The organism is Brucella sp. H1_1004 (assembly GCF_047308065.1).
In the GTDB taxonomy this organism is placed as follows: domain Bacteria; phylum Pseudomonadota; class Alphaproteobacteria; order Rhizobiales; family Rhizobiaceae; genus Brucella; species Brucella pseudogrignonensis_B.
The window spans coordinates 1,037,215-1,060,916 of the sequence record NZ_JAYKZA010000002.1 but is presented as its reverse complement, the minus strand read 5'-3'; the positions used below and the strand labels follow the sequence as shown (position 1 = coordinate 1,060,916).

The window sequence follows — 23,702 nt, the reverse complement described above, 5'->3', positions numbered from 1 at the left end:
CAAACAAGTCCCAAGAAAAAGACCCTCGAAACAGATTGTTTCGAGGGTCTTTTCATCAGACTTTGTTGGAGGTCGTCCGATAGTAATCCGTAAATAATTTATGCGCCTGCTGCAGCCATTTCATCGCGGATGACTTTGCGCAGATCATCGATCGGCTTAAGTACACCTGCTTCTTCATAATGCCAGAATGTCCAGCCATTGCAGGCATCAAAGCCCTGTACTTTCGCACCGATGCGATGAATGGAGCCCGCTTCGCCATTGGCAGCCAATGTTCCATCTGCACGGACAATTGCTGCATGGCGACGACGCGCATCAGACAAAACCGTCCCCGGACGCAGGAGACCTGATTCAATGATCGAGGTGAAAGCAACACGTGGTTCCGCACGCTTGCCGGTCATAACAGTCAATTCAGCCTTGCCGAGTGGCTCAACCGAGGCGATGCGTGCGGTTGCAGCATCAATATAGGACTGCTCACGCTCAATACCGACGAAATGACGGCCAAGACGCTTTGCAACAGCGCCTGTCGTGCCGGAGCCGAAGAACGGATCAAGGATGACATCGCCCGGCTTGCTCGACGACATCAAAATGCGTGCAAGCAAAGCTTCCGGCTTCTGGGTCGGATGCACCTTGTCGCCGTTCTCGTCTTTCAGGCGTTCCGAGCCTGTGCAGATCGGGAACAGCCAGTCAGAGCGCATCTGCACATCGTCATTTGCCGCTTTCATGGCGTCATAATTGAAGGTGTAGCCCTTGCTCTTTTCATCCCGTGAAGCCCAGATCAGCGTTTCATGCGCGTTCTGGAAACGACGGCCACGGAAATTTGGCATCGGGTTGGTCTTGCGCCAGATCACATCATTGAGCAGCCAGAAGCCAATATCCTGAAGCTGTGAGCCGACGCGGAAAATATTGTGATACGAACCGATGACCCAGATCGTGCCATTTGGCTTTAACACGCGGCGGCAAGCCATCAGCCATGCACGGGTAAACGCATCATAAGCCTGAAAGCTGTCGAACTGGTCCCAATGATCGTCAACGGCATTGACCATTGTCTGATCCGGGCGATGCAGATCACCACCGAGCTGAAGATTATAGGGAGGATCGGCAAAAATGACGTCCACCGAGTGATCCGGAAGACGTTCCAAAGCGGAAACGCAATCACCCTTAATGATAGAGTCAAGCCAAGCGGTACGTGGGGCCTCAATAGGCAACTCATGTGCAAGACGTACTAGGGACATGGGATACTCGATTACTTGTGAACGCTAAAAACTTGTCCTTATGGTTACTGAACAGGGTAAATATGCGGTTAACGCCAAGTGATTGAAATTGTAAACCTTTTCTTAATTTCCAGCAAAAACCCCGGGTTTCCGGCGCTTTTGGTAACGCTTAGGCTTTGACAGTTTTCTTCCAGCCATATTAATGCCGTCAATAAATTGCAGTTCACCAACCAAATCCGGTGCAATTACTAAGGCTTGGTTATTCGTTTTTGCCTATGATCGCACCTAAACTGATTTGCTTTTCTTGATGTGCGGGCCATGAATATCAACGAGTTGCGTCATAACCGATATTTGCGGGTGTTGTTTGTGCCCTTCCGCATGCGTGCGCTTGTGCGTGGCAGCGAAATCGGATTGGTCATCGCAGGTGCAGTCATTGGCATTATATCCGCGCTTGCCGTGGCAGCGATTGCAGGCATTTCGCAATGGATGCATCAGGCGCTGTTTGGTCTCGCTGATGGCGAGCGCTTGAGTTCCGCATCGCAACTAAGCACCACCGCATATATTGCACCCGTCGCGGGCGGCATTCTCATGGGCATCGTGATATGGGTGTTGGCACGGTGGCGCAAAAAACCCATCGTCGACCCTATCGAAGCCAATGCGCTGCACGGCGGCCATCTGTCGCTGACCGACAGTTTCATCCTTGTCGGACAAAACCTTATTTCCAATGGATTTGGCGCATCAGTAGGTCTGGAAGCCGCCTATACACAGCTGTCGAGTGGCTTTGCTTCCCGCATAGGGCGCGCGCTGAAACTGCGCCGGGCCGATTTGCGCACGCTTGTGGGCTGTGGGGCAGCAGCAGCGATTGCAAGTGCATTCAACGCGCCGCTGACCGGCGCATTCTATGCGTTTGAGCTGATTATCGGCGTTTATTCGATTGCTACGCTGGCTCCGGTTGTTGTGGCCGCAATCGTCGGAATGCTTGTTACACAAGCTATCGGTGGCGCACCGCTTGTCATTCATATCGGGCAACTTGATGGGATTGCCGCACGCGATTATTTGCCTGCACTTGTGCTTGGCTTTCTGGCGGCGGGTATCGCTATTCTAATCATGCGTGGTGTTACCACTGTTGAGCGGGTTGCTCGCAAAAGCGTTGTGCCAACTGTCCTTGCGCCTGCCATTGGTGGAGCGGTTGTCGGCATGATCGCCTTTGTTTCTCCGCAGGTTCTGGCATCCGGCCACGGTGCGCTGCATCTCGATCTGAATGCGCATTTGACCATTCCCATGCTTCTGCTGCTAATTTTCAGCAAATCGCTTGCGTCAGCTGTTTCAATCGGCTCCGGGTTTCGCGGTGGCTTATTCTTCGCATCACTGTTTCTCGGCGCACTCACAGGAAAGCTTTTTGCGGCACTGACAGGCTATGTCCTGCCACTAACGCTTGAGCCGGAAGCCTATGCCGTCATCGGCATGAGTTCCATGGCAGTCGCCATAATCGGCGGTCCGCTGACAATGACCTTCCTCGCACTTGAACTTACCGGCGATTTTCCGCTGGCAATGCTCGTGTTGGGGGCGGTCGTGTCATCGTCGATGATGGTTCGTAAAACCTTCGGCTACTCGTTTGCAACCTGGCGTTTTCATTTGCGTGGGGAAGCCATCCGCTCCGCTCATGATATCGGCTGGGTCCGAAACCTCACTGTTAACCGCATGATGCGGCATGACGTCAAAACTGTGCTGATAGATACCGATATCGAAACCTTCCGCCATGATTTCCCTTTGGGCTCGACACAGCGCGTTATCGCGGTAGACAGCGAAGGTCATTATGTTGGCATGATCCCCGTACCGGCGGCTTATTCAGAGAGCTTCGACAAAACAGAAGAAGCGCGCAGTATCCGCGAGCTGTTGCGCTATCAAGATGAGTTCCTGCTGCCGCAGATGAACGCGAAAGAAGCTGTTGTGCGCTTTGATCGGGCAGAAGCGGAAGCGCTCGCTGTCATCAATAACGCACAGGAGCGCAAAGTGCTCGGTCTGTTAAGCGAAGCGCACACGTTACGCCGTTACAGCGAAGAACTGGATCGGCGCAGGCGTGAAGTTTCCGGCGAGGTTTGATTACTGGGAGGTTTCGGTTACGGGTTCTGTGCCCCGATTTTCCGGTGTCACGCTGTAATAATATGGTGTTGCAAAAATGAACGCCAGAACGACGGCAATAGCGATAATAAACAGCATAACGGATTTACGCATAGACTTCTCCTTGATGGAGAAAAGGAACGGCTTAACGCAAACATCGTTCCCATATTTTGCAGAAGCAGCCCCAGCACAGTTTGACCTGTTGGCCATAAAGTTGTAGCCCATCCGCAATGTTTTGCGGGTGATCCTCGCCCGACACCTCCCAAGCAAAGGCTTTTGATATGGCAGCTCCAGCCCTGATTATTTTTGATTGCGACGGCGTTTTGGTCGACTCTGAAGTCATCGCCGCAGAAGTCGATGCAGCACTTCTGACAGAAGCCGGATATCCGATTGAAGCCGTCGAAGTGGGTGAGCGTTTTGCAGGCCTGACATGGCAGGACATTCTCCTGACTGTAGAGCGCGAAGCTGGCATTCCTATTTCTGCATCGCTTCTCGACAAGTCAGAAAAGCTGCTTGATGAACGTCTCAAAAACGAAGTTCAGGCGATTGAAGACATCGTGGAAGTTGTTGAAGCACTGAACCTGCCAAAATGCATCTGCTCAAATTCAACCAGCGTTCGCCTTGATCTCATGCTCAAGCGCGTTGGTCTTTACGACCTGTTTGAGCCAAATATCTTTTCGGCGCGTGAAGTCGGCACGAAAAAGCCAAAGCCCGCGCCAGATGTTTTCCTGCATGCGGCAAAGCATTTCGATGTCGATCCGGCAGATGTGATTGTCATTGAAGATTCTGCGCATGGCATTCAAGGCGCCCGCGCTGCTGGAATGCGCGTTATCGGCTTTACTGGCGGCGCGCACACCTATCCGGGTCATGCGGACAAGCTAACAGATGCCGGTGCAGAAACCGTCATCCATCGCCATAAAGACTTGCCAAACGTTATCGAAGCGCTTTCGATCTGGACGGATGCTTAATCTCATCCAGTCTAACTCAAACAATGCCTTTTGCGCGCCTTAGAGCGCATTTCAATCTGATAAAATCAGATCGGCGCTCTAACCATTTTTTAAGCGCATCTTGTCCGAAAACCGCTTCACACTTTTCGGGATGCGCTCTTAACGGCGCGCAAAGACCTATCAGGCAGCGCTACGCTTGCCTTTGCTTTTTGCCTCAGCATTAAGCGTTGCCAGCAACTCTTCTGACTCACTTTCGCTCAGGCCGATCATCAGCCGGTCACCGATAGATGCAGGCTCGTCGGTTGTTAAATCGAAGATCGCCCAGGTATCCGTGGGTTCAAGAACGCGTTCATATTTTGGCTTCATGGCCCTAAGCTCAGAACAGGCCTGACTGCCGTTCTGCCCCTGTTGTTTCGTTGCAATTCCACATGCGAGGCTTGATCGGCCAATTTAAGGCGCAATCACTCCACGAACAGTTTTTCTAAATTAAACTTCTTGCAATTCACTTCACACAAACAAGGTTTTTTAAATAAAGCATCAAAGATTACTTCTATAGTTAAATTTCTATTGCTAAAATAAAAACGCCAAATGGCTATTTCGAGCTGGCTTCAACCCTTGTGCGTTTTCTCTTTTTGATTGAAAATCCAGCGAGTGATTGCGCTAAACTGGCATTCACCGGCTTGCCGAAAAACCAACCTTGCCCCGAAAGATTGGTGCAAATATCGCGCAAGCAGCGAACCTGCTCTCCAGTCTCGATACCTTCGACCACAATTCCAAGCCCATATTGATGCGCCATAGCGATAATTTGTGGAACGATAGAAACCGTTTCCGCCTCACCGCCAAGTGTTCGTGTGAAGGCCTTATCGATCTTGATGGCATCAACTTGCAACTCGCCCAGATAAGCAAGACTGGAATAGCCCGTACCAAAATCATCGATATAGACCTTGTACCCCTTTTCGCGCAGAGCCTTGATACCGCTACTGGCTTTCGCGAAATCCACTGCGGTTCGCTCGGTCAATTCAAGACCAATCTGTTGCGGCTGAATTCCAGCGTCTGACAGGCGAGCTTCAAGCGACTGTATGAAATCCGGGCTTTGCAGGTCACCGGAGGTTATATTGACGTTGATATAAAGCGCCCGCTGCTGTCGGAGCAAAGCGCCCATTTCTTCAATGACGTGATCCAGCACATAAGTTGTTATGAGATGGCCTAAACCAGCAGCTTCCGCTCGTGCAACAAACAGATCAGGCGGCACGAAATCGCCTTTTGTGATCTCCCACCGAATAAGCGCTTCAAAGCCTGTAATCTTTTCATCACCAAGACTGACTACGGGTTGATAGACAAGCGCAAGCTCGTTTGCCTTCAATGCCTTTTTAAGCAACGAAACAAGTGAACGGTCACGATTGCGGTAAAACGTCCAGCCAATGGCAACACCACCGCCAACAAGTAAGCCCAGGCTTGTGAACACGAACGGCAGCAATGCATCCGTATGGTCAGACCAACTTTCGGACGTTGCAATCGCAACGCAAACGCCTGTTTCATCATCACACGCTTTTTGTTGCAAAACGCCATTTGTTACGCCAAACGACCGCGTATTATTGGTTGGGATATAGCTATTGCTGATATTCTCTGGAAACGTATCGGGGTAACTGTAAAGCTTGGCGTACTGCGTCCGATCGCTATTCGTCATAAAGATTGCGAAATCATATTGCGGAACATGCAACGCATCAAAAGCCAATGCGCTTAAAACAAGATTGCCAGTGTTCCGGCCAAAAATCGGGCCGTGGCTCCCAGCAGTTATAAGCTCCTGATCCTTATAAACATAAACGCCGTCCTTAAGAAGAACATCTTCTTTACTTCTGGGTTTTGTTGTCACAACATCGTTTAAAAGCGTCGAACATTGCAACATATCATGCTCAAGACGACCAATGTCCTTGATGTGATAAGCGGCAAAAAGCAACTCGCGCATATAGCGTTTGTCGTCTGACGAACACAGTGCATAGGGAGACTGGTTAACCTTGCTCAGTGTTTCTCTCGCAGAGTTCACTATACGGTTAGCCTGCGTCATGAGCACAGTCATATACGCATCCATGTCCTTTTCTTCATCGAAAAGGCGAAACCGGTCTCCAGCCCACTTACCTGCAACGGCGCCAAGCAATAAGATGATGCAAATTACATAGGGTACAGGCGAAAAAAATACGCTGCGTTTCAACCCCATTAAAGATCGCCTCGATGAAAATCTACAAAAATCCAAATGAAACTACACTTTTCTATAGATTACATTAATTCGAAATGATTGAAAATGTAAATAGATAGTAGCAATTTTCAAAATATCTGCAAAGCAAGCGATGAATATATCATCTTCATATATTTAAATTATCGAAAATACACACAATAAAAAGCGGCCAATGATTAATTCAATGGCCGCTTATAAGAAATCCAGATTTTTTATGCCCGATTACTTCGTATTGTATGGGCCTTCATCAAAACCAACGAAAATCTGCACGCTGCGCGCGCTTTCGGTCGGAATCGAAATTCCCTTATCGTTGAATACAAACTGCGTGGCACCACCGCCATTGCTGACATTGACTGTCTGCTTGTGCAGTTTGGAATAGATCACATTGCCATTCTGAACGACGGCGACGCGGATCGGCATTGTAATATTGCCGCTCTTGTATTTTGGACCCGGCACAACTTTACCAGCCGCTGCTACGTCAAGCGTAATCGTGCCTGCATTATGCTGGCAATCACGTGTCGTATCCGTCAGCGAGGCTTGGTAAATCACACGGCTTGCATCTTGGTCGCCGCCTTTTTCATAGGTGCTGAAATAGGCCGTGCCTTCCCGCAGTGAAACACTTGGGCAAAACGCCATAAGGTCGGATGCCTTAACGCGCGGCGCAGCGCTATCCGCCGCATTCTGCGTGCCACTGGTGGTACAACCGGCTAGCGCTGCGAGCAAAACCGTTGCAACGACTGGAAACAATGATGAACGATTCTGTGATGCTTTATGCATAAACCGGGCTTCCCTGCACTGATCGACCTGTTCTACACCGCTATACGATGCATAGCGTGAGGGTGTTTTCCTGTTTTTTATCGCCAAGAGCAACCCCATCACGCAAAACATGCATTAATTCTTGCGGCTTTTTTAGGGAAGCTTTATTGCATTCTCGGCTAAAAATCTGCCTTGACCCAAAACGAAGGCCTTTGAGATGAAATATATAAGCACACGCGGCGAAGCCCCAGTTCTGGGATTCAGCGATGCTCTGCTCGCCGGACTTGCCCGTGATGGCGGCCTCTATCTCCCGCAGGAATACCCACAATTCACCGCTGATCAGATCCGCAATCTGCGTGGAAAATCCTATGTGGATATCGCGCTGGCCGTTCTGACACCGTTCGTCAATGGCGAAATTCCCCAGGCCGATTTTGAGCGTATGGTGCGGGAAGCCTATGGCTCGTTCCGCCATGATGCAGTTTGCCCGTTGGTGCAGACCGGCGCGAACGAATATGTGCTTGAGCTTTTCCATGGGCCGACGCTTGCTTTCAAAGACGTCGCCATGCAGCTTCTTGCACGCATGATGGATTATGTTCTCGCGCAACGCGGCGAACGCGCAACGATTGTTGGCGCCACATCTGGCGACACAGGCGGCGCAGCTATTGAGGCTTTTGGTGGCCGCGACAACACCGATATTTTCATCCTGTTCCCGAATGGCCGCGTCTCTCCGGTGCAGCAGCGCCAGATGACCAGCTCCGGCTTTTCAAATGTTCATGCCCTTTCTATCGAAGGCAACTTCGATGATTGTCAGAATCTGGTCAAAGGCATGTTCAATGACCTCGAATTCCGCGATGCGATTTCGCTTTCTGGCGTAAACTCGATCAACTGGGGACGCATCATGTCTCAGGTTGTTTATTATTTCTCGGCCGCATTGAGTCTCGGTGCACCGGATCGCGCTGTCTCGTTCACGGTCCCAACGGGCAATTTCGGCGATATTTTCGCGGGCTATGTTGCGAAGAAAATGGGCCTGCCGATTGATCAGCTGATTATCGCAACCAATGACAACGACATTCTTGCGCGCACGCTCGAAAGCGGTGCCTATGAAATGCGTGGCGTCGAACAGACGACTTCGCCTTCGATGGACATCCAGATTTCTTCAAACTTCGAGCGCTTATTGTTTGAAGCGCATGATCGCGATGCGAGCGCTGTCCGTGGCCTGATGGACAGCATGAAGCAATCCGGTGGCTTTACGATTTCCGAAAAGCCACTGTCTGCCATTCGCAGCGAATTTGCAGCGGGCCGCTCAACCGTTGATGAGACAGCAGCAACCATAAAGTCGGTTCTGGATGCGGATGGCTATTTGCTTGACCCACATTCAGCCATTGCTGTTAAAGTCGCTCGCGAAAAAGTGTCCGGCACGACACCAATGGTTGTACTCGCCACCGCACATCCGGCTAAATTCCCTGATGCGGTAAAAGCTGCAAGTGGTGTGACGCCGGCGCTTCCGGCATGGCTTTCGGACCTGATGGACCGAAAAGAAAGTTTCACAGTTCTTCACAACGACCTGAAAATCGTGGAAGAATACATTCGCCGTCATTCCCGGGCATAAGATTATATCTTGTTCAGGAATTTAAAAACGGGAACCCGAATGGGACTATGGGAGCATTTTGCATATGGGTGTTGAAGTAACGCGTCTTTCCAATGGCCTGACCATTGTAACAGATAACATGCCGCATGTGGAAAGCGTTGCGTTGGGTATCTGGGTAAAAGCAGGCGCGCGAAACGAAGCGCCCGACCGTCACGGGATCGCTCATCTGCTTGAACATATGGCCTTCAAGGGCACAGAGAAGCGTTCCGCCTGGCAGATTGCCTCTGACATCGAAAATGTTGGCGGCGAAATCAATGCTGCAACGAGCGTCGAAACCACCTCCTATTATGCTCGCGTGCTGCGCAACGACATGCCGCTGGCCATCGATATTCTTGCTGACATCCTGACTGCCTCCAAGTTCGACGAAGCCGAACTTGAGCGCGAAAAGCAGGTCATCATGCAGGAGATCGGTGCAGCCCACGATACGCCTGATGATATCGTTTTCGACCGCTTCACCGAAACAGCCTATCGTCACCAGCCGATCGGGCGCGCGATCCTTGGCGAGCCTGAGACAGTCATGTCGTTTACGTCCGCTGATCTTCGTCAGTATGTGGACGAACAGTACAGCGCTGACCGTATGGTTGTGACGGCTGCTGGTGGCGTAGACCACGATGAATTTGTGAAGGAAGTTGAAAAGCGTTTGGGCGGTTTCCGTGCCCATAACACCGCACCAACCCTTGACCTTGCGACATATGTTGGCGGCGATTTCCGCGAAGATCGCGATTTGATGGATGCGCAGGTTTTGATCGGCTTTGAAGGTCGCGCCTATCATGTGCGCGATTTTTACGCTTCGCAGCTTCTGTCAATGATCCTCGGCGGTGGCATGTCCTCCCGCCTGTTTCAGGAAGTGCGCGAAAAGCGTGGCCTCTGCTATTCGGTCTATGCATTTCATTGGGGCTTTTCCGACACAGGCCTTTTCGGCATTCATGCAGCCACAGGCAAGGATGAACTCGTAGAGCTTCTCCCCGTCATCATTGATGAGTTGCATAAAGCCGCAGATTCCATAGGCATCGAAGAAGTTAATCGTGCCCGTGCGCAATATAGCGCGAGCCTGTTGATGTCGCAGGAAAGTGCAGCAAGCCGCGCGGGACAGATCGCACGCCAGTTTCTGCTCTATGGCCGTCCGGTGCCAAACAATGAGCTGATGGACCGCCTGTCGCTCATTACGCCTGAACGCCTGAGCGATCTTGCAGGCCGTATGTTCCTTGATAGCAAGCCAACGATCGCCGGTGTCGGCCCTGTTGGACGTCTGATGAGCTTTGAAGGGCTTACGGATGCTCTTTCGACCAGCGCGCATACGAGGAAGATTGCTGTTTAACGGATCGGAGAATAGGCTGTAACTTCATAGAGAACTTATGCAACAGTGGTGCACATTCTAAAAACAGCCTATTCTCTTCATCAACAACACGAGAACCAGCATGATCGGCCTGCCATTCCGGCGCAGCAATCCGACACTTCTTCGCGGGCAGCGTGTTTATTTGCGCGAGCCGCTGCTGAGTGATTTCGCAACATGGGCTAGTGTACGCGAACAAAGCCGTGGGTTTCTCACGCCATGGGAGCCGACTTGGGCTGACGACGATCTGACCAAAAGCGCATTTCGTCATCGGTTACGCCGCGTTCAGGAAGAAATGTCCGATGGCACCGGCTATCCCTTCTTTATTTTTGACAGCAAAGACAATCGGCTTCTCGGTGGGATAACGCTGGGCAACATAAGGCGTGGAGTCGGCCAGAACGGTATGGTTGGCTATTGGAGCAGCATATCAGCGGCTGGCAAAGGGTATATGAGCGAAGCCTTATCATTGGTTATCCCCTTTGCATTCAATGAACTAAGGTTGCACCGGATCGAAGCTGCCTGTATTCCCCATAATGTTCGTTCGATACGGCTTCTCGAAAAAGCCGGATTTCAGAGAGAAGGACTGTTGCGCTCTTATCTCAAGATCAATGGCTTCTGGCAGGACCACCTGTTGTTTGCCCTGATAGAAAGCGATCTACGCATGATCAATGGCAAGGTTGAACGCTCGTGAATGGTATAACAAACAGGTTCGTTTCAGCTTTTCTACGCTGCATAGCGCTGATCATTATCCTGACCTGTTCAGCACTTCCTTCTCTTGCCGTCGAACCAATAAAAATCTCCAGAGACGACACCGCTCTTGACCTATCGCGCGCTGTAGAGCTGCTGCGTAATCAAGGCGAGAGCGTCCAGGTTTCAACAGCACCGGGAGCCGATGGCATTGTACGCCGTATTGAGGTGCAGGCAGCGCCCAATTCCAATGCATCTGGTGACTGGGCCGCATTTTCCATAGCAAATCCGACAGATGAACAGATTGACCGGCTGCTCGTTGCGCCGCATTTCCGCCTTGTGGGGTCAAACATAATCTGGCCTGATCTTGGCTCGGCGCGTATTTCGTCGATAACCCCCAGTGAGGGCTTTACGCTCGACAGGCAGCCAAGCGAAGATGCCGATGTCTTCCGTATCACACTTAACCCGAAGACAGTTATCACCTTCGTCGCGCAGCTTTCCTCGCACAATCTTCCACAGCTCTATCTGTGGGAACCGGAAGCTTACAAGGATGCGGTCAACTCCTACACGCTTTATCGCGGTATTCTGCTCGGCATTTCGGGCCTTCTCGCACTGTTCCTGACCATTCTTTTTGTCGTCAAAGGCACCTCGCTTTTCCCGGCAACCGCGGCACTTGCATGGGCCGTTCTCGCCTATATTTGCGTTGATTTCGGCTTCTGGAACAAGCTGATGGAAATAACGCCGGGAAACGAACAGGTCTGGCGAGCGGGCACGGAAGTCGCCCTTGCAGCATCACTGGTGATTTTCCTGTTCACCTATCTCAATCTCAATCGCTGGCACGACCATTTCAGCTATGGCGCAGTCACATGGGTGTTAGGCCTTCTGGCTCTCGCAGGTGTTGCTGTCTTTGATCCACCTGTTGCTTCCGGCATTGCGCGCATATCGCTGGCGCTAACAGTCATATCGGGAATCTTCATCATCGGTTATCTGGCGATCAAAGGCTATGATCGAGCGGTGATGCTCATACCGGCGTGGTTGCTCACGCTTATATGGCTGCTGGGCGCCTGGATGACGGTTTCCGGCCAACTTGACAATGACATCATTCAGCCAGCACTTGGCGGCGGCTTGGTGCTGATTGTTCTGCTCATTGGCTTCACCGTCATGCAGCATGCTTTTTCGGGCGGCGCGCTCCAGCAGGGCTTGCTTTCCGATATGGAACGTCAGGCGCTTGCAGTGATTGGTGCAGGTGACATTGTATGGGACTGGGACGTTCCGCGCGACCGCGTTGTCACCACACCCGATATTGCAAACTATCTCGGCAACACAGCGAGTTCACTGCAAGGCCCGGTTCGCAACTGGTTGCCAGCAATGCATGCGGATGATCGTGATCGTTTCCGCTCGACACTTGATGCCATTCTGGAAAACCGCCGTGGTCGCATTGGCCAGATTTTCCGCCTGCGCGCCAATGACGGTCATTATCACTGGTATGCGCTGCGCGCGCGCCCTGTCATGGGGTCCAATGGTGAAATCGTGCGCTGTGTTGGCACGCTGGTAAACGTGACCGAACAGAAAAAAGCCGAAGAACGTCTTCTGCATGATGCAGTTCATGACAATCTTACTGGCTTGCCCAATCGTGAGCTGTTTCTTGATCGCCTGAGCAACATTATGAACATGGCGCGCGGCGAAAGCACACTGCATCCGACCGTATTCATCATCGACATTGACCGTTTTAAGCAGGTCAATGACAGTTTGGGCATGTCGGCAGGCGATACGATCCTGCTTACGATCTCGCGCCGTCTGTCGCGTTTGATGAAGCCGCAGGATACGCTTTCCCGCCTGTCTTCCGACCAGTTCGGTCTGCTGTTGGCATCTGAAAACGACCCCGGTCGCATTGCCGCCTTTGCTGAAGCCTTGCGACAAGCCGTTCGCGCTCCGATTGCCTATGCCAAGCGTGAAATCGTACTGACGGCTTCAATCGGTCTGATCACATGGACAAAGACAGCCGCTTCAGCGGAAGATTTTGTGAAGGACGCCGAGCTTGCCATGCATCAGGCGAAGCGCTTCGGCGGCGACCGCATCGAGCCCTTCCGCCCTGCTTTCCGCGCGATCGGCAGCGACAAATTACAGCTTGAATCCGATCTGCGTCGTGCACTCGAACGCGATGAAATCAGTCTCGTCTATCAGCCGATTGTGCGTTTGGATGAAGGAACAATTGCTGGCTTTGAAGCACTGATGCGTTGGGAGCATCCGCGCCGCGGCGGCATTTCTCCGTCAGAATTCATCCCGATTGCGGAAAGCTCCGGCCTGATCGTGCAGCTTGGCCTGTTTGCCATTCAGCGTGCTGCCGAAGATCTCTACGCATGGCAGGAACAGTTCCCGAAGCTAAATCTGTTTGTTTCGGTCAACCTCTCAAGCACGCAGTTGATCCGGCAGGATCTTATCAATGACGTGCGTTCGGTTCTCTCGCGTATTCATCTGAAGCCCGGCACCCTGAAACTGGAACTCACAGAATCTGTGTTGATGGAAAACCCAGAGCAATCGGCGCATGTGCTTGCACGCCTGAAAACGATGGGTATCGGCCTATCGCTTGATGATTTTGGCACTGGTTATTCGTCGCTTGCCTATCTTACACGCTTCCCGTTCGATATCATCAAAATCGACCGCTCTTTCGTGAAAGGCGACCAGCCACAGAAGGCAACACTCCTGCGGTCTATCGTGAGCATGGCGCATGATCTTGGTCTGGCCGTTGTCACAGAAGGGGTTGATAACGAAAACGACGCGCTGCAACTCCGCCAGATGGGTTGCGAATATGTGCAGAGCTTTATGTTCGGTGAACCGGCAAGCCGCGAAGATGCCACGCGCATCGTGCGTGAGCAGCAGGATGCAGCGGCAGCTTAGTCAGGCATGGCCGGCTTCGGAAACGAGCCGGGTCATGTCGATGCCCATCCACGCCATCAATCGATCGTATTTTCCGGTAATATCGCTATCAAAAAGCATATCAATCGGCGCTGAACACGCCAGCCAGCCGTTTTCTGCAAACTCCATATCAAGCTGTCCCGGTGCCCAACCCGAATAGCCGAGCGTCAGCAAAGCTCGCGATGGTCCACTGCCGCCATAAATCGCACGCAAAATATCAACCGTTGCGGTCAGACATATGTCTTCAGTGACAGGCATGGTCGAGTCGACCATATAGTCATCACTATGCAGAACGAACCCACGTGTGCGGTCAACAGGGCCACCGTTTCGCACAACAATACTCTGCGCATGCTTTGGCAGCATAATGAGGTCTTCGTCGTCAGCAATTCCGATCTGACGAAGTATGTCTGGAAACCCAACCGGCTGAAGCTGATTGATAATGAAGCCCATGGCGCCGTCTTCGGAATGAGCGCAAATATAAATAACGGCGCGAGCGAAACGCTCGTCACTCATTCCGGGCATGGCAAGCAGGAATTGCCCGTTTAAGAACCCCTGCTCCTGGTTTGGCTTCCTGAGAATGGTCATAAAGACCAAGGTAGCAAGACTGCGCCAAATGACAATGAAAATCGCGCAAAGTTTCTAGCCGTGATAAACATCACTTGATTTTTGATCAAACAGTGAAAAACATTGTCCGCAAGAAATGCAATTATGAGTTGAAAAGAATAGTATTTATGCTGATTTATATAATACTGGCTCCAGCCGCCATTTTCCTAATTTACTCTATCTATGTGCAGACAAAGCTGTCTCCGCTCATTGATTTCATCAGACAAAGTCCATCAATGACAAAAACGATCGGCGATGTATCTGATCTCTATTATATTTTCACCATGCCGCGCGGCAATTATCGTTTTGCACTTTATCTGTGGCACAACCAAACACCGCCTGAAGAAATCAGCAATCATTTCCCGGATTACGCGCGGTTGCGCGTCATTTCCAATATTGCCCTCCTGATGCATATTGCTTTGGGTGCTGCGATTTTTTTTATTGTTGTTTTCAATCTGTTGCTGAAAGCCTGAGCGATAAGATGCCAGCAAAAACACGGCCTTGATTGAAACATGATTTTCGATCAATCTCGCTGAATGCGATCAGTCAAATTTCTTGCCCTGCCGGTTCTGTTAAGCACCGTTATCAATGCACAGGCTGCAACGTCCGAATGGACGGAAACGCCCGGCGGGAAGGTGCGTGTTATTCTTGAAGATACCAAATCTGGCGAGGAACAGCGCGGCGCATTGCAGATCACTCTCAATCCCGGCTGGAAAACCTATTGGCGCAACCCGGGCGATGCAGGCGTACCACCTCAAATCACCATTGAAGGCGATGCGTCCGCGCATATTGATTACCCCGCGCCCGTCTATTTTGGCGCAAGCGATGAGGGCGGCATTGGATACAAGCAATCTGTATCCCTGCCGCTGACATTCACATCAAAGCCCGGTGACGACCGTCTGAAAGGCAATGTTTTTCTTGGCGTTTGCGATAAAATCTGCATCCCGGTTCAGGCTCAGTTCGACTTTCCATTAAGTGAAGCGACAGATCAATCGCCGCAAGCCATTGCGACGCGCACCATTATTGAAACAGCCTTTGATCGCCTTCCCGCACCAGCCTCTGCAGATTTCGGTGTGAAAAGCGTAAAGCGAATAGACAACAAAGCTGTTTTCGAGCTTGCACTCCCTGACCAGACAACTCCTGCTGAATTTTTTATTGGAAGCGAACAGCTTAATCTTTCCGTGCCTAAACCTGAAGGGCAGTCGCAGTTCTCGGCGATGCTTCACGGTGAGGCCAAAAAAGGTGCAGAGATTGATTATACGCTTGTGCAGAATGGCAAAGCTGTTTCCGGACAGATTCAGCTTGATTAGACCACAATCAGTAAATTGAATTTGTGAAAACCCTTATTATCGGCTTAAGTGTCGCTGCCATGCTTAGAGCAAAGGCGATGAAGTTCAGCCATATATAGAGGTGAGCCATGACGGCGGAGCTCACCTTCAGGAGAAAACAATGACGATCAAAGTTGGTGACAAGCTCCCTGCAGCAACCTTCAAGGTAAAGACTGCGGATGGCGTTAAAGAAGTAACGACTGACGAAGTCTTCGCAGGAAAAAAGGTTGTTCTTTTCGCGGTTCCCGGCGCTTTCACACCGACCTGCAACCTTAACCATCTGCCAGGTTATCTGGACAACCGCGACACCATTCTGTCAAAGGGAGTGGATGAGATCGTGGTTGTTTCAGTCAACGATCCGTTCGTTATGGGGGCATGGGCGCAGAGCACGGGTAGCGAAGGCAAGATCACGTTCCTCGCCGACGGCTCGGCCATCTTTACCAAAGAAATCGGTCTCGAGTTGGATGCGACTGCGGGCGGCCTCGGCATTCGTTCGAAGCGCTATTCTGCAATTGTTGAAGACGGCGTTGTTAAAACCCTCAATATTGAAGAACAAGCAGGACAGGCTGTGACATCGGGTGCTGCAACACTGCTTGAACAGCTTTAAACTGAATTACAACGCGCCCTGCTTTTTCGGTGGGGCGCGCATTTCACGGGTCAACCACTTTTCCAGAGCAAGCGAATCGGGCTGCCCTGCCCTGTGTGGAGCGATCCACAACAGCATTCGACGTGGTCCCGGGCAGAAGCCGAAAGGCGCAACAAGCCGACCCGATGCAATGTGCTCAGCAACAAGCATATGCGGGACGACCGCGACGCCCAATCCACAAAGCACTGCTTGAATCAGCAAATAGAAATGGTGAAATGTCGATTTCGGCTCCGGAGCCGGAAAGTCTGCATTGGCTGCTTTTTGCCAGTCCGCAAAAGCTTCCAGCCTTGTATGCGTCGCCAACACCGATGCCTGTGCGAGATCAGCCGGTTCAATAAGCGGCCATTGCGCAAGATATGAGGGCGCGCAAACAAGACCAATCTCCTCCCGTCCCATATCACGAATAACGGCATCTGCGGGTGGCTCGATCACACTCGAACGGATCGCAATGCCGATCTTGTCACGCATAAAATCAATCCGGTCGTAATTCATGTTAAATTGCAACTCGATATTCGGATGACTGTCGTGAAAGCGACCAATGCGCGGAATGATCCACTCCATCATGATGGACGAGGAGCAGGAAAGTGTCAGCGGGCCCGGTTTCACGCGCTCAATGCTGCCCTCAATAATTGAAAATGCGCTGGCCAAACCTTCCGCAAGCCGTGCACCTTCCGGTGTCGGATCGCTCAATCGCGCGTTGCGTGTAAGCAGCAAGACACCAAGTGAGTCCTCCAAAGACCTGATCTGACGACTAACCGCTCCATGCGTTACACATAGTTCCTCGGCAGCTCTCGTCATTGAACGATGGCGCGCGACGGCTTCAAAAGCCTTGAGCGCGTTCAAAGATGGAAGTGGCCGCATGAGAACCCCCTGTTAGTACCTGAGCATACCTGTGAGATTATATCACAATTTGTCGACATTAAATCGCTTGCGGCGGCATGTCGCAATCTTTAGCTATCTGCCTATTTAAAAGCGCAGTTGCCAACGGAATCAGCAATATCTTTTGATATTCACGCCTTCAAGCTCCTTCGCTTCGATTAATATGCTAGCAGGGAGGAACTGCAATGCAGCAAAAATCTCACGAAATGACGCCCGCTGAAAAGTCGGCCATATCGAAAATTTCGATCCGGCTGGTCCCTTTCATCGCGCTGATGTTCTTCATCAACTTCCTGGATCGTACCGCAATTTCCTTTGCGGGTCCGAACGGAATGACAACCGACCTCGCGCTGACTGCCGCGCAGTTCGGTTTTGCAGCCGGTATTTTCTTTGTCGGCTACATCATTCTTGAAGTGCCAAGCAATCTTGCGTTGCATAAGTTTGGTGCACGCAAATGGCTTGCTCGCATCATGGTGACATGGGGTATCGTTGCCCTGCTATTCACATGGGTTTCGAGCGCAACTGAACTCTATATTCTGCGCTTCCTGCTTGGTATTGCTGAAGCTGGCTTCTTCCCAGGTGCGATCCTGTTTCTGTCGATGTGGGTGCCGTCACGCCATCGCAACAAGATTCTGGCACTGTTTTACCTGGCGCAGCCTTTGACAATCGTCATTGGTGCACCAATCGCCGCAACTCTGATCGACATGCACGGCGCATTCGGCCTTGAAGGCTGGCGCATCATGTTCTTCGGTGTCGCAGTTCCGGCGATCCTGGTTGGCATCATCACCTTCTTCTATCTACCAGATACGCCAAATGACGCAAAATGGTTGAACAAGGAAGAACGCGACTGGCTCAATGGTGCACTCGCACAGGAAGAAAAAGTCAAGGAAAGTGCGCATGGACGCATGACCGGTCTGGCTCTCTTCGACAAGCGCGTATGGCTTCTGTCGATTGTGTATTTCGGGCTGGTCTATGGCCTTTATGCGCTCGCTTTCTTCTTGCCATCGATCATCAATGGGTTCGAACAGGAATTCAACACGAAGTTTAATGTGTATGATAAGGGGCTGATCACAGCCATTCCGTATCTTCCTGCGGCTATTGCATTGTATTTCTGGAGCCGCGACGCTGCAAAGCGCGGCGTGCGCCCATGGCATATCGGCATTCCCGCACTGGTTGGCGCCTTCGCCATTCCTGCGGCACTTTTCATGCCATCGCCTGCAACCACGATCCTGATGATCACGATCACCGCTTGTGCCATCTTCTCGGCCCTGCCTAACTTCTGGGCTATTCCGTCGCGATTTCTAAGCGGCCCGGCAGCGGCAGCGGGCATCGCACTCATCAACACGATCGGCAATATTGCGGGCTTTGCAGCCCCCTATATTACCGGCCTCGTAAAAGATGCTACCGGCCTTTACGAAATGCCGATGTTCATCGTTGGCGGTGTCTTGCTTGTTTCTTCCGTGCTGGCATTCTCGCTTGCCGGAAGACTGAAAGATCCTTCAGAAATCGTCTTGAAGAAATAAGCTCATCAAAAAAGCCGCGCTGAATTTCAGCGCGGCTTTTTCAGATACAAAAATCTAAAGGTCGTTACTTAACCTGAAGTGACTTGTGCCCGTTATACTTAAATGGCTCCATACCGGCACGGGCAAGCTCGTCCGCTCGCTCATTTTCCGGGTGCCCTGCATGGCCTTTGACCCAGTGCCACGTCACTTTGTGCGGCTTGCGGGCCTCATCAAGCGCCTGCCACAGCTCGGCATTCTTCACAGGCTTCTTCGCGGCTGTCTTCCAGCCATTGCGCTTCCAACCCTCAATCCAACCAGAAATACCATCACGCACATAAACACTGTCGGTATAAAGATCGACTTCGCATGGCTCTTTGAGCGCGGATAGAGCCGAAATTGCCGCCATCAGTTCCATGCGATTGTTGGTGGTGTCGGCTTCACCGCCCTTCAATTCTTTCACATGGCCATTCCAGCGCACGATCGCACCCCAACCACCGGGGCCGGGATTGCCAGAACACGCGCCATCGGTGAAAGCCTCGATATGCTTCACGCGTCAGCTCCGCTCAATTCAAGACCATATTCACTTGCCGATGTGACCTGACGATGAAAGCGCATACGACGCACATATTCCATCGGGTCTTTCTTCATGACAAAGCTGCCTTCCGGCACATTAATCCAGTCATAAAGACGGGTCAGCATGAAGCGAACCGCCGCCCCGCGCGCCAAAACAGGCAGCGCTTCGATTTCCGCAACCGAAATCGGACGCACTGAATTGTAGCCACGCAGAAGGGCCGCCCCCTTGGTGAGATTATAGGAGAAATCTTTCTCAAAGCACCATGCATTGAGGCACACTGCCACGTCATAGGCGAGAATATCTGTGCAAGCGAAGTAGAAATCAATGAAACCCGACAGGCGGTCGCCAAGGAAAAACACGTTATCCTGAAACAGATCGGCGTGGATCACGCCCTCTGGCAATCCTGACGGCCAGTTCTTTTCGAGATAAGTGAGATCGGCTTCTGCTTCGGCAACCAGACCCGGCTCAACGCTGTCTGCACGTTCCTTTGATAGGTTCCACAGCGGACGCCAATCGGGCAGCGTCAGACCATTGCGGCGGCGCATATCAAAATCTTCGCCTGCGAGGTGCATTTCGGCGAGGCCACGGCCAACTTCTTCGCAATGTGCTACCGTTGGCTTGCGCATCCACATACCTTCGAGGAAGGTCACGATTGCCGCCGGACGCCCCGCAAGCTCGCCAATCATCGCGCCATCACGGCGCACAACAGGCTGCGGGCATTCCAGACCGCGCTTGGCCAGATGCTGCATCAGGTTAAGGAAAAACGGCAGATCATCCCGGTTCACACGCTTCTCATAAAGCGTGAGAATAAAAGACCCTGTCGTTGTGTGCAGGAGATAATTGGTGTTCTCGACACCTTCAGCAATGCCTTTATAAGAAGTCAGAGCACCGATGTCATATTGCTCAAGAAAAGCACCCAGCTCGATTTCGTTAATGTCTGTATAGACGGCCATGCCGCTTATTTCCCCATATTCACCACGCGCATCTCATCCCAAAGCAGCCATACACTCTTTGGGATGCGCTTGTTTCTATCGCGCATCTTATCCGAAAACCGCTACACACTTTTCGGGATGCGCTTGTTTCTATCGCGCACCTTATCCGAGAACCGTTACACACTTTTCGGGATGCGCTCTAATTTAGGTATTCCGACAACCCTGTTTTCGCCGTTAACGAATGCCATATCCTGCACCGTCAGCTCAACATCGCGAATTTCGCGGTTCACCAGAAAGTTTTCTGTTTCAACGGTCGTCTCAGCCAGTTCGATCCTCACATCGAAACGAGCTTTAAAGGCATCCATGATTTCATCAACGATAATTTCAGGTGCAGAAGCACCAGCCGAAAGGCCGACGACCGAAATATCGCCCACCTTGTCCCATTCAATATCAGACGCACGCTGGACCAGCATCGACGTTCCGGCCCCCGCCTTTTCCGCAACTTCAACAAGACGTTTGGAGTTAGAGGAGTTTGGGGCGCCAACGATCAGAAACAGGTCGCAGCCGGGTGCCGCGTGGCGCACGGCTTCCTGTCGGTTTGTGGTGGCATAGCAAATCGATTCTGCGGCTGGTGCTGTCAGATTTGGGAAACGCTGCTGCAATTCTTCAATGATGCCCGCCGTATCATCCACTGAAAGCGTGGTCTGGGTCACAAAGCCGAGATTATCCGGGTCAGAAAACTCAATAGTCCGCGCGTCTTCGACCGTCTCAATCAGCGTAACTGTCCCTTCAGGCAATTGCCCCATGGTACCGATCACTTCAGGGTGCCCGGAGTGACCGATTAAAATCACGTGACGGCCAAGACGCTGATGGCGCATGGCTTGTTTATGCACTTTTGAAACCAGCGGACATGTTGCATCAAGATAAAAAAGATTCTTGGACTCTGCATCCGCCGGCACGGATTTCGGGACACCATGTGCCGAAAATACAACCGGCTGGTCACGATGTTCTGCCGGGATCTCATCAAGTTCTTCTACAAAAATCGCGCCGCGTGACTGCAAACCCTCAACGACATAACGATTATGCACGATTTCATGACGCACATAGACCGGCGCCCCGTATTTCTTCAGTGCCAGCACGACGATCTGAATAGCCCTGTCAACGCCAGCGCAAAAACCACGCGGGCCGCAAAGGCGGATTTCCAGAGGGGGGCGGTTATCGATCATATAGCGTGCTCGCTGGGTTCGGCGTGAGGCGCAAATTATATAAAGCCGGAAGTGGGCTTCAAAGCGGCCTGTGTCAAGTCTTTGTAGCCTTTCGATACCGCCAGAACCACGTCACGACAACCCCTAACAGGGCCAAAGCAAGACCATACCACGTCACAGCATATTGAAGATGATTGTTTGGAAAATCGATAATAGTTATCCCGCCAATCGGCAAACCGCCAAAATTTGGTGTATTATCAGCGTCGATAAAGAAAGGCACCGCATCGTCTAACGACGGAATATCAGCACTTTCGGCCATTGCAGACCAGTCTTTCCAATAGAAAATATTTTTAACCGTATCATTATCCGGCAAGAAGTAACCCGGCTTGCTTGTGAGCGGATCGCGCGCCAGCCCGGTGATTGTGACGGGTCCGTCGAGCTGGCCATCAAGACGCGTTTGCGGGTCTTTTTTCTCATAAGGCACAAAGCCGCGATTGATCAGCACAAAGCGCCCGTCTTCAAGCATCAACGGGGTATAGACGTTGAAGCCCGACTGCCCGTCGTGGGTCGCCAGAAAATGCCGCTCCCCCTGGTGCATGAATGTGCCTGAAACGGTCACAGGGCGATACTCGACCGTTCCTTGTTCGCGGTAAATTTTCTCAATTTCAGCCAAAGGCAACGGCGCTTCATGCACACGCTGTTGTGTCGACGCCAGCAACGCCTCTTTCCAGTGAAGCCGCTCAACTTGCCATGTTCCGAGCGAAATCAGGATTGCGAATGCGATCAGAGATGCGATCAGCACACCCCATGGAAACCGTTGCGGCTTATGCGCCTTGTTCATTGGCCATCATCCAGACGGCCCTGTGCCGCCTTGTTGCGATATTGCAGATTGATCAGAACACCTTTCATGCTACGCATGGCAACAAGGCTCAAGATAATCGCCAGCGGCACCCATAACAGAAAATGCACCCAAAGCGGTGGCCCATAATTGACCTCCAGCCAAAGAGCCGCGCCGACAACAATAAAGCCAATGAGCAGGATCACGAATGCTGCGGGACCATCCCCGGAATCGGCAAATGTATAGTCAAGCCCACAGGCGCTGCAACGCGGCGCAACGGTGAGAAATCCCTTAAACAGTTTCCCCTCGCCACAGCGCGGGCAATGCCCTGTCACTCCGCTCTTAACCGGGTCCACAGGCGGATAAAGATGATGGTCTGACATAAAATCCTCCTGACAAAAGAATGAGGGGCGGCCAAGTTTCCAAGGCCACCCCCTCATTTCGTCCCATTTGCTGATCAGCCGCCGTGCAATGGTGCGCCCCAGCTGCCCCAGACGTAGATAGCGCAGAAAAGGAACAGCCACACCACGTCCACAAAGTGCCAGTACCATGCAGCCGCTTCAAAACCAAAATGACGTTCCGGCGTGAAATCGCCTTTCATCGCTCTGAACAAAATCACCAGTAGGAAGATCGTGCCGACGATGACGTGGAAACCATGAAAACCAGTCGCCATGAAGAAGGTTGAACCATAAATCGAATCTTTGAACTCGAAAGGCGCATGGGCATATTCAAAGAACTGCACGAAGGAGAACAGGATACCGAGCGCAACCGTCAGGATCAGGCCAATGATCGTGCCCGTACGGTCTTTATGCAGCAGCGCATGATGCGCCCATGTTAACGTTGTGCCGGACAAAAGCAGGATGACCGTATTGTAAAGCGGCAGGTGCAGCGGGTCGAGCACTTCCATGCCCTTCGGAGGCCACTGACCGCCGGTGAACTCAGCGCGAAGAACCTGATGCACTTCATTCGGAAACAGGCTGACATCAAAGAATGCCCAGAACCATGCTGCAAAGAACATGACTTCAGAGGCAATGAACATGATCATGCCGTAGCGAAGATGCAACGCGACCACGCGGGTATGATGACCTTCGCGGCCTTCGCGTATTGCGTCTGCCCACCATGCATACATGCAATAAAGCACAATCGCCAGACCAATGAAGAAGAGCCACGGTGTCGCCAGATTGATGCCGAAGAAAGGCAAATCACCCGCATTGATGTATCGCATCCATGCAATGCCACCAATGGCCAACACAAATGCGCCCACCGAGCTCAGAAACGGCCAGGGACTGGGTGCAAGAATGTGATAATCGTGATTCTTCTCGTGAACGTTGGCCATGTCTCTCCCC

Annotated in this window: 23 protein-coding genes; 10 read left to right on the top strand and 13 right to left on the bottom strand. The window is 51.8% G+C overall.

Going from position 1 to position 23,702, the window contains the following annotated elements; translation table 11 throughout:
• Nucleotides 1-98: 98 nt before the first annotated feature.
• A complete protein-coding gene (locus U2P60_RS12320; RefSeq protein WP_313828122.1) occupies nt 99-1,232 on the bottom strand; it encodes a site-specific DNA-methyltransferase in 1,134 nt (377 codons plus the stop codon).
• 297 nt (nt 1,233-1,529) lie between these two features.
• Here U2P60_RS12320 and U2P60_RS12315 point away from each other — a divergent pair, with 297 nt between their 5' ends.
• Nucleotides 1,530-3,314, top strand: a complete 1,785-nt coding sequence (locus U2P60_RS12315) for a chloride channel protein (RefSeq protein WP_313828121.1) — start codon at nt 1,530-1,532, stop codon at nt 3,312-3,314.
• On the opposite strand, the gene U2P60_RS12310 is transcribed toward U2P60_RS12315, so the two are convergent.
• Nucleotides 3,315-3,446 carry a hypothetical protein gene (locus U2P60_RS12310; RefSeq protein ID WP_313828120.1) on the bottom strand — a complete coding sequence of 44 codons (132 nt, stop codon included), beginning with the start codon at nt 3,444-3,446 and terminating at the stop codon, nt 3,315-3,317.
• 167 nt (nt 3,447-3,613) lie between these two features.
• On the opposite strand from U2P60_RS12310, the gene U2P60_RS12305 reads away from it, so the two are divergent.
• The gene (locus U2P60_RS12305; protein WP_413572850.1) at nt 3,614-4,300 is read left to right on the top strand and encodes an HAD family hydrolase; all 687 of its coding nucleotides are present in this window, start codon (nt 3,614-3,616) and stop codon (nt 4,298-4,300) included.
• Between the two features lie 159 nt (nt 4,301-4,459).
• Here the strand turns inward: U2P60_RS12305 and U2P60_RS12300 are convergent, their stop codons facing one another.
• The 3 genes from U2P60_RS12300 to U2P60_RS12290 all read right to left on the bottom strand — a co-directional run bounded on the left by U2P60_RS12300 (nt 4,460) and on the right by U2P60_RS12290 (nt 7,289).
• Complete coding sequence (locus U2P60_RS12300; protein WP_313828118.1) at nt 4,460-4,645, bottom strand: hypothetical protein; 186 nt, start codon at nt 4,643-4,645, stop codon at nt 4,460-4,462.
• 226 nt (nt 4,646-4,871) lie between these two features.
• A complete protein-coding gene (locus U2P60_RS12295; RefSeq protein WP_413572849.1) occupies nt 4,872-6,494 on the bottom strand; it encodes an EAL domain-containing protein in 1,623 nt (540 codons plus the stop codon).
• 240 nt (nt 6,495-6,734) lie between these two features.
• A complete protein-coding gene (locus tag U2P60_RS12290; protein ID WP_313828116.1) occupies nt 6,735-7,289 on the bottom strand; it encodes a hypothetical protein in 555 nt (184 codons plus the stop codon).
• 196 nt (nt 7,290-7,485) lie between these two features.
• Between U2P60_RS12290 and thrC the strand changes: the two genes are divergently transcribed.
• From thrC to U2P60_RS12270, 4 genes are all read left to right on the top strand, one after another.
• Nucleotides 7,486-8,877, top strand: coding sequence for a threonine synthase (thrC, locus tag U2P60_RS12285; protein ID WP_413572848.1), 1,392 nt, complete (start codon nt 7,486-7,488; stop codon nt 8,875-8,877).
• A 64-nt stretch (nt 8,878-8,941) separates the two neighbouring features.
• Nucleotides 8,942-10,234, top strand: coding sequence for a M16 family metallopeptidase (locus U2P60_RS12280; RefSeq protein ID WP_413572847.1), 1,293 nt, complete (start codon nt 8,942-8,944; stop codon nt 10,232-10,234).
• A 100-nt stretch (nt 10,235-10,334) separates the two neighbouring features.
• The gene (locus tag U2P60_RS12275; protein ID WP_413572846.1) at nt 10,335-10,940 is read left to right on the top strand and encodes a GNAT family N-acetyltransferase; all 606 of its coding nucleotides are present in this window, start codon (nt 10,335-10,337) and stop codon (nt 10,938-10,940) included.
• 5 nt (nt 10,941-10,945) lie between these two features.
• Nucleotides 10,946-13,834, top strand: a complete 2,889-nt coding sequence (locus U2P60_RS12270) for an EAL domain-containing protein (protein WP_413573778.1) — start codon at nt 10,946-10,948, stop codon at nt 13,832-13,834.
• On the opposite strand, the gene U2P60_RS12265 is transcribed toward U2P60_RS12270, so the two are convergent.
• Nucleotides 13,835-14,437: a YqgE/AlgH family protein gene (locus U2P60_RS12265; protein WP_413572845.1), complete on the bottom strand. Its 603-nt coding sequence runs from the start codon at nt 14,435-14,437 to the stop codon at nt 13,835-13,837.
• Nucleotides 14,438-14,529: 92 nt separating this feature from the next.
• Between U2P60_RS12265 and U2P60_RS12260 the strand changes: the two genes are divergently transcribed.
• From U2P60_RS12260 to U2P60_RS12250, 3 genes are all read left to right on the top strand, one after another.
• Nucleotides 14,530-14,928 (top strand): hypothetical protein, encoded by a 399-nt coding sequence (locus U2P60_RS12260; RefSeq protein ID WP_413572844.1) that lies wholly within the window; start codon nt 14,530-14,532, stop codon nt 14,926-14,928.
• Nucleotides 14,929-14,991: 63 nt separating this feature from the next.
• Nucleotides 14,992-15,765: a protein-disulfide reductase DsbD domain-containing protein gene (locus U2P60_RS12255; protein WP_413572843.1), complete on the top strand. Its 774-nt coding sequence runs from the start codon at nt 14,992-14,994 to the stop codon at nt 15,763-15,765.
• 139 nt (nt 15,766-15,904) lie between these two features.
• The gene (locus U2P60_RS12250; protein WP_413572842.1) at nt 15,905-16,390 is read left to right on the top strand and encodes a peroxiredoxin; all 486 of its coding nucleotides are present in this window, start codon (nt 15,905-15,907) and stop codon (nt 16,388-16,390) included.
• A 6-nt stretch (nt 16,391-16,396) separates the two neighbouring features.
• Here U2P60_RS12250 and U2P60_RS12245 read toward each other — a convergent pair whose 3' ends face one another.
• Nucleotides 16,397-17,290 carry a LysR substrate-binding domain-containing protein gene (locus U2P60_RS12245; RefSeq protein ID WP_413572841.1) on the bottom strand — a complete coding sequence of 298 codons (894 nt, stop codon included), beginning with the start codon at nt 17,288-17,290 and terminating at the stop codon, nt 16,397-16,399.
• 203 nt (nt 17,291-17,493) lie between these two features.
• Between U2P60_RS12245 and U2P60_RS12240 the strand changes: the two genes are divergently transcribed.
• The gene (locus U2P60_RS12240) at nt 17,494-18,828 is read left to right on the top strand and encodes an MFS transporter (RefSeq protein WP_313828104.1); all 1,335 of its coding nucleotides are present in this window, start codon (nt 17,494-17,496) and stop codon (nt 18,826-18,828) included.
• Nucleotides 18,829-18,892: 64 nt separating this feature from the next.
• On the opposite strand, the gene rnhA is transcribed toward U2P60_RS12240, so the two are convergent.
• The 6 genes from rnhA to U2P60_RS12210 form a co-directional block, all read right to left on the bottom strand.
• A complete protein-coding gene (gene rnhA, locus U2P60_RS12235) occupies nt 18,893-19,357 on the bottom strand; it encodes a ribonuclease HI (RefSeq protein ID WP_413572840.1) in 465 nt (154 codons plus the stop codon).
• Nucleotides 19,354-20,334, bottom strand: coding sequence for a homoserine kinase (locus tag U2P60_RS12230; protein ID WP_413572839.1), 981 nt, complete (start codon nt 20,332-20,334; stop codon nt 19,354-19,356). The genes rnhA and U2P60_RS12230 overlap by 4 nt, the downstream gene beginning before the upstream one ends.
• A gap of 155 nt (nt 20,335-20,489) precedes the next feature.
• Nucleotides 20,490-21,539 carry a 4-hydroxy-3-methylbut-2-enyl diphosphate reductase gene (gene ispH, locus U2P60_RS12225; protein ID WP_413572838.1) on the bottom strand — a complete coding sequence of 350 codons (1,050 nt, stop codon included), beginning with the start codon at nt 21,537-21,539 and terminating at the stop codon, nt 20,490-20,492.
• Between the two features lie 73 nt (nt 21,540-21,612).
• Nucleotides 21,613-22,359 (bottom strand): SURF1 family protein, encoded by a 747-nt coding sequence (locus tag U2P60_RS12220; RefSeq protein WP_413572837.1) that lies wholly within the window; start codon nt 22,357-22,359, stop codon nt 21,613-21,615.
• Nucleotides 22,356-22,739 (bottom strand): DUF983 domain-containing protein, encoded by a 384-nt coding sequence (locus U2P60_RS12215; protein ID WP_313828097.1) that lies wholly within the window; start codon nt 22,737-22,739, stop codon nt 22,356-22,358. The genes U2P60_RS12220 and U2P60_RS12215 overlap by 4 nt, the downstream gene beginning before the upstream one ends.
• A 74-nt stretch (nt 22,740-22,813) precedes the next feature.
• Complete coding sequence (locus U2P60_RS12210) at nt 22,814-23,692, bottom strand: cytochrome c oxidase subunit 3 (protein ID WP_413572836.1); 879 nt, start codon at nt 23,690-23,692, stop codon at nt 22,814-22,816.
• Nucleotides 23,693-23,702: the final 10 nt, after the last annotated feature.

Coding starts and splice junctions, on each gene's coding strand:
- ispH (WP_413572838.1), bottom strand. CDS start 21,539: ATGATCGATAACCGCCCCCCTCTGGAAATCCGCCTTTGCGGCCCGCGT.
- U2P60_RS12255 (WP_413572843.1), top strand. CDS start 14,992: ATGCGATCAGTCAAATTTCTTGCCCTGCCGGTTCTGTTAAGCACCGTT.
- U2P60_RS12275 (WP_413572846.1), top strand. CDS start 10,335: ATGATCGGCCTGCCATTCCGGCGCAGCAATCCGACACTTCTTCGCGGG.
- U2P60_RS12300 (WP_313828118.1), bottom strand. CDS start 4,645: ATGAAGCCAAAATATGAACGCGTTCTTGAACCCACGGATACCTGGGCG.
- U2P60_RS12280 (WP_413572847.1), top strand. CDS start 8,942: ATGGGTGTTGAAGTAACGCGTCTTTCCAATGGCCTGACCATTGTAACA.
- U2P60_RS12290 (WP_313828116.1), bottom strand. CDS start 7,289: ATGCATAAAGCATCACAGAATCGTTCATCATTGTTTCCAGTCGTTGCA.
- U2P60_RS12210 (WP_413572836.1), bottom strand. CDS start 23,692: ATGGCCAACGTTCACGAGAAGAATCACGATTATCACATTCTTGCACCC.
- U2P60_RS12295 (WP_413572849.1), bottom strand. CDS start 6,494: ATGGGGTTGAAACGCAGCGTATTTTTTTCGCCTGTACCCTATGTAATT.
- U2P60_RS12250 (WP_413572842.1), top strand. CDS start 15,905: ATGACGATCAAAGTTGGTGACAAGCTCCCTGCAGCAACCTTCAAGGTA.
- U2P60_RS12310 (WP_313828120.1), bottom strand. CDS start 3,446: ATGCGTAAATCCGTTATGCTGTTTATTATCGCTATTGCCGTCGTTCTG.
- U2P60_RS12230 (WP_413572839.1), bottom strand. CDS start 20,334: ATGGCCGTCTATACAGACATTAACGAAATCGAGCTGGGTGCTTTTCTT.
- U2P60_RS12220 (WP_413572837.1), bottom strand. CDS start 22,359: ATGAACAAGGCGCATAAGCCGCAACGGTTTCCATGGGGTGTGCTGATC.
- U2P60_RS12265 (WP_413572845.1), bottom strand. CDS start 14,437: ATGACCATTCTCAGGAAGCCAAACCAGGAGCAGGGGTTCTTAAACGGG.
- thrC (WP_413572848.1), top strand. CDS start 7,486: ATGAAATATATAAGCACACGCGGCGAAGCCCCAGTTCTGGGATTCAGC.
- U2P60_RS12320 (WP_313828122.1), bottom strand. CDS start 1,232: ATGTCCCTAGTACGTCTTGCACATGAGTTGCCTATTGAGGCCCCACGT.
- U2P60_RS12245 (WP_413572841.1), bottom strand. CDS start 17,290: ATGCGGCCACTTCCATCTTTGAACGCGCTCAAGGCTTTTGAAGCCGTC.
- U2P60_RS12315 (WP_313828121.1), top strand. CDS start 1,530: ATGAATATCAACGAGTTGCGTCATAACCGATATTTGCGGGTGTTGTTT.
- U2P60_RS12305 (WP_413572850.1), top strand. CDS start 3,614: ATGGCAGCTCCAGCCCTGATTATTTTTGATTGCGACGGCGTTTTGGTC.
- U2P60_RS12240 (WP_313828104.1), top strand. CDS start 17,494: ATGCAGCAAAAATCTCACGAAATGACGCCCGCTGAAAAGTCGGCCATA.
- U2P60_RS12215 (WP_313828097.1), bottom strand. CDS start 22,739: ATGTCAGACCATCATCTTTATCCGCCTGTGGACCCGGTTAAGAGCGGA.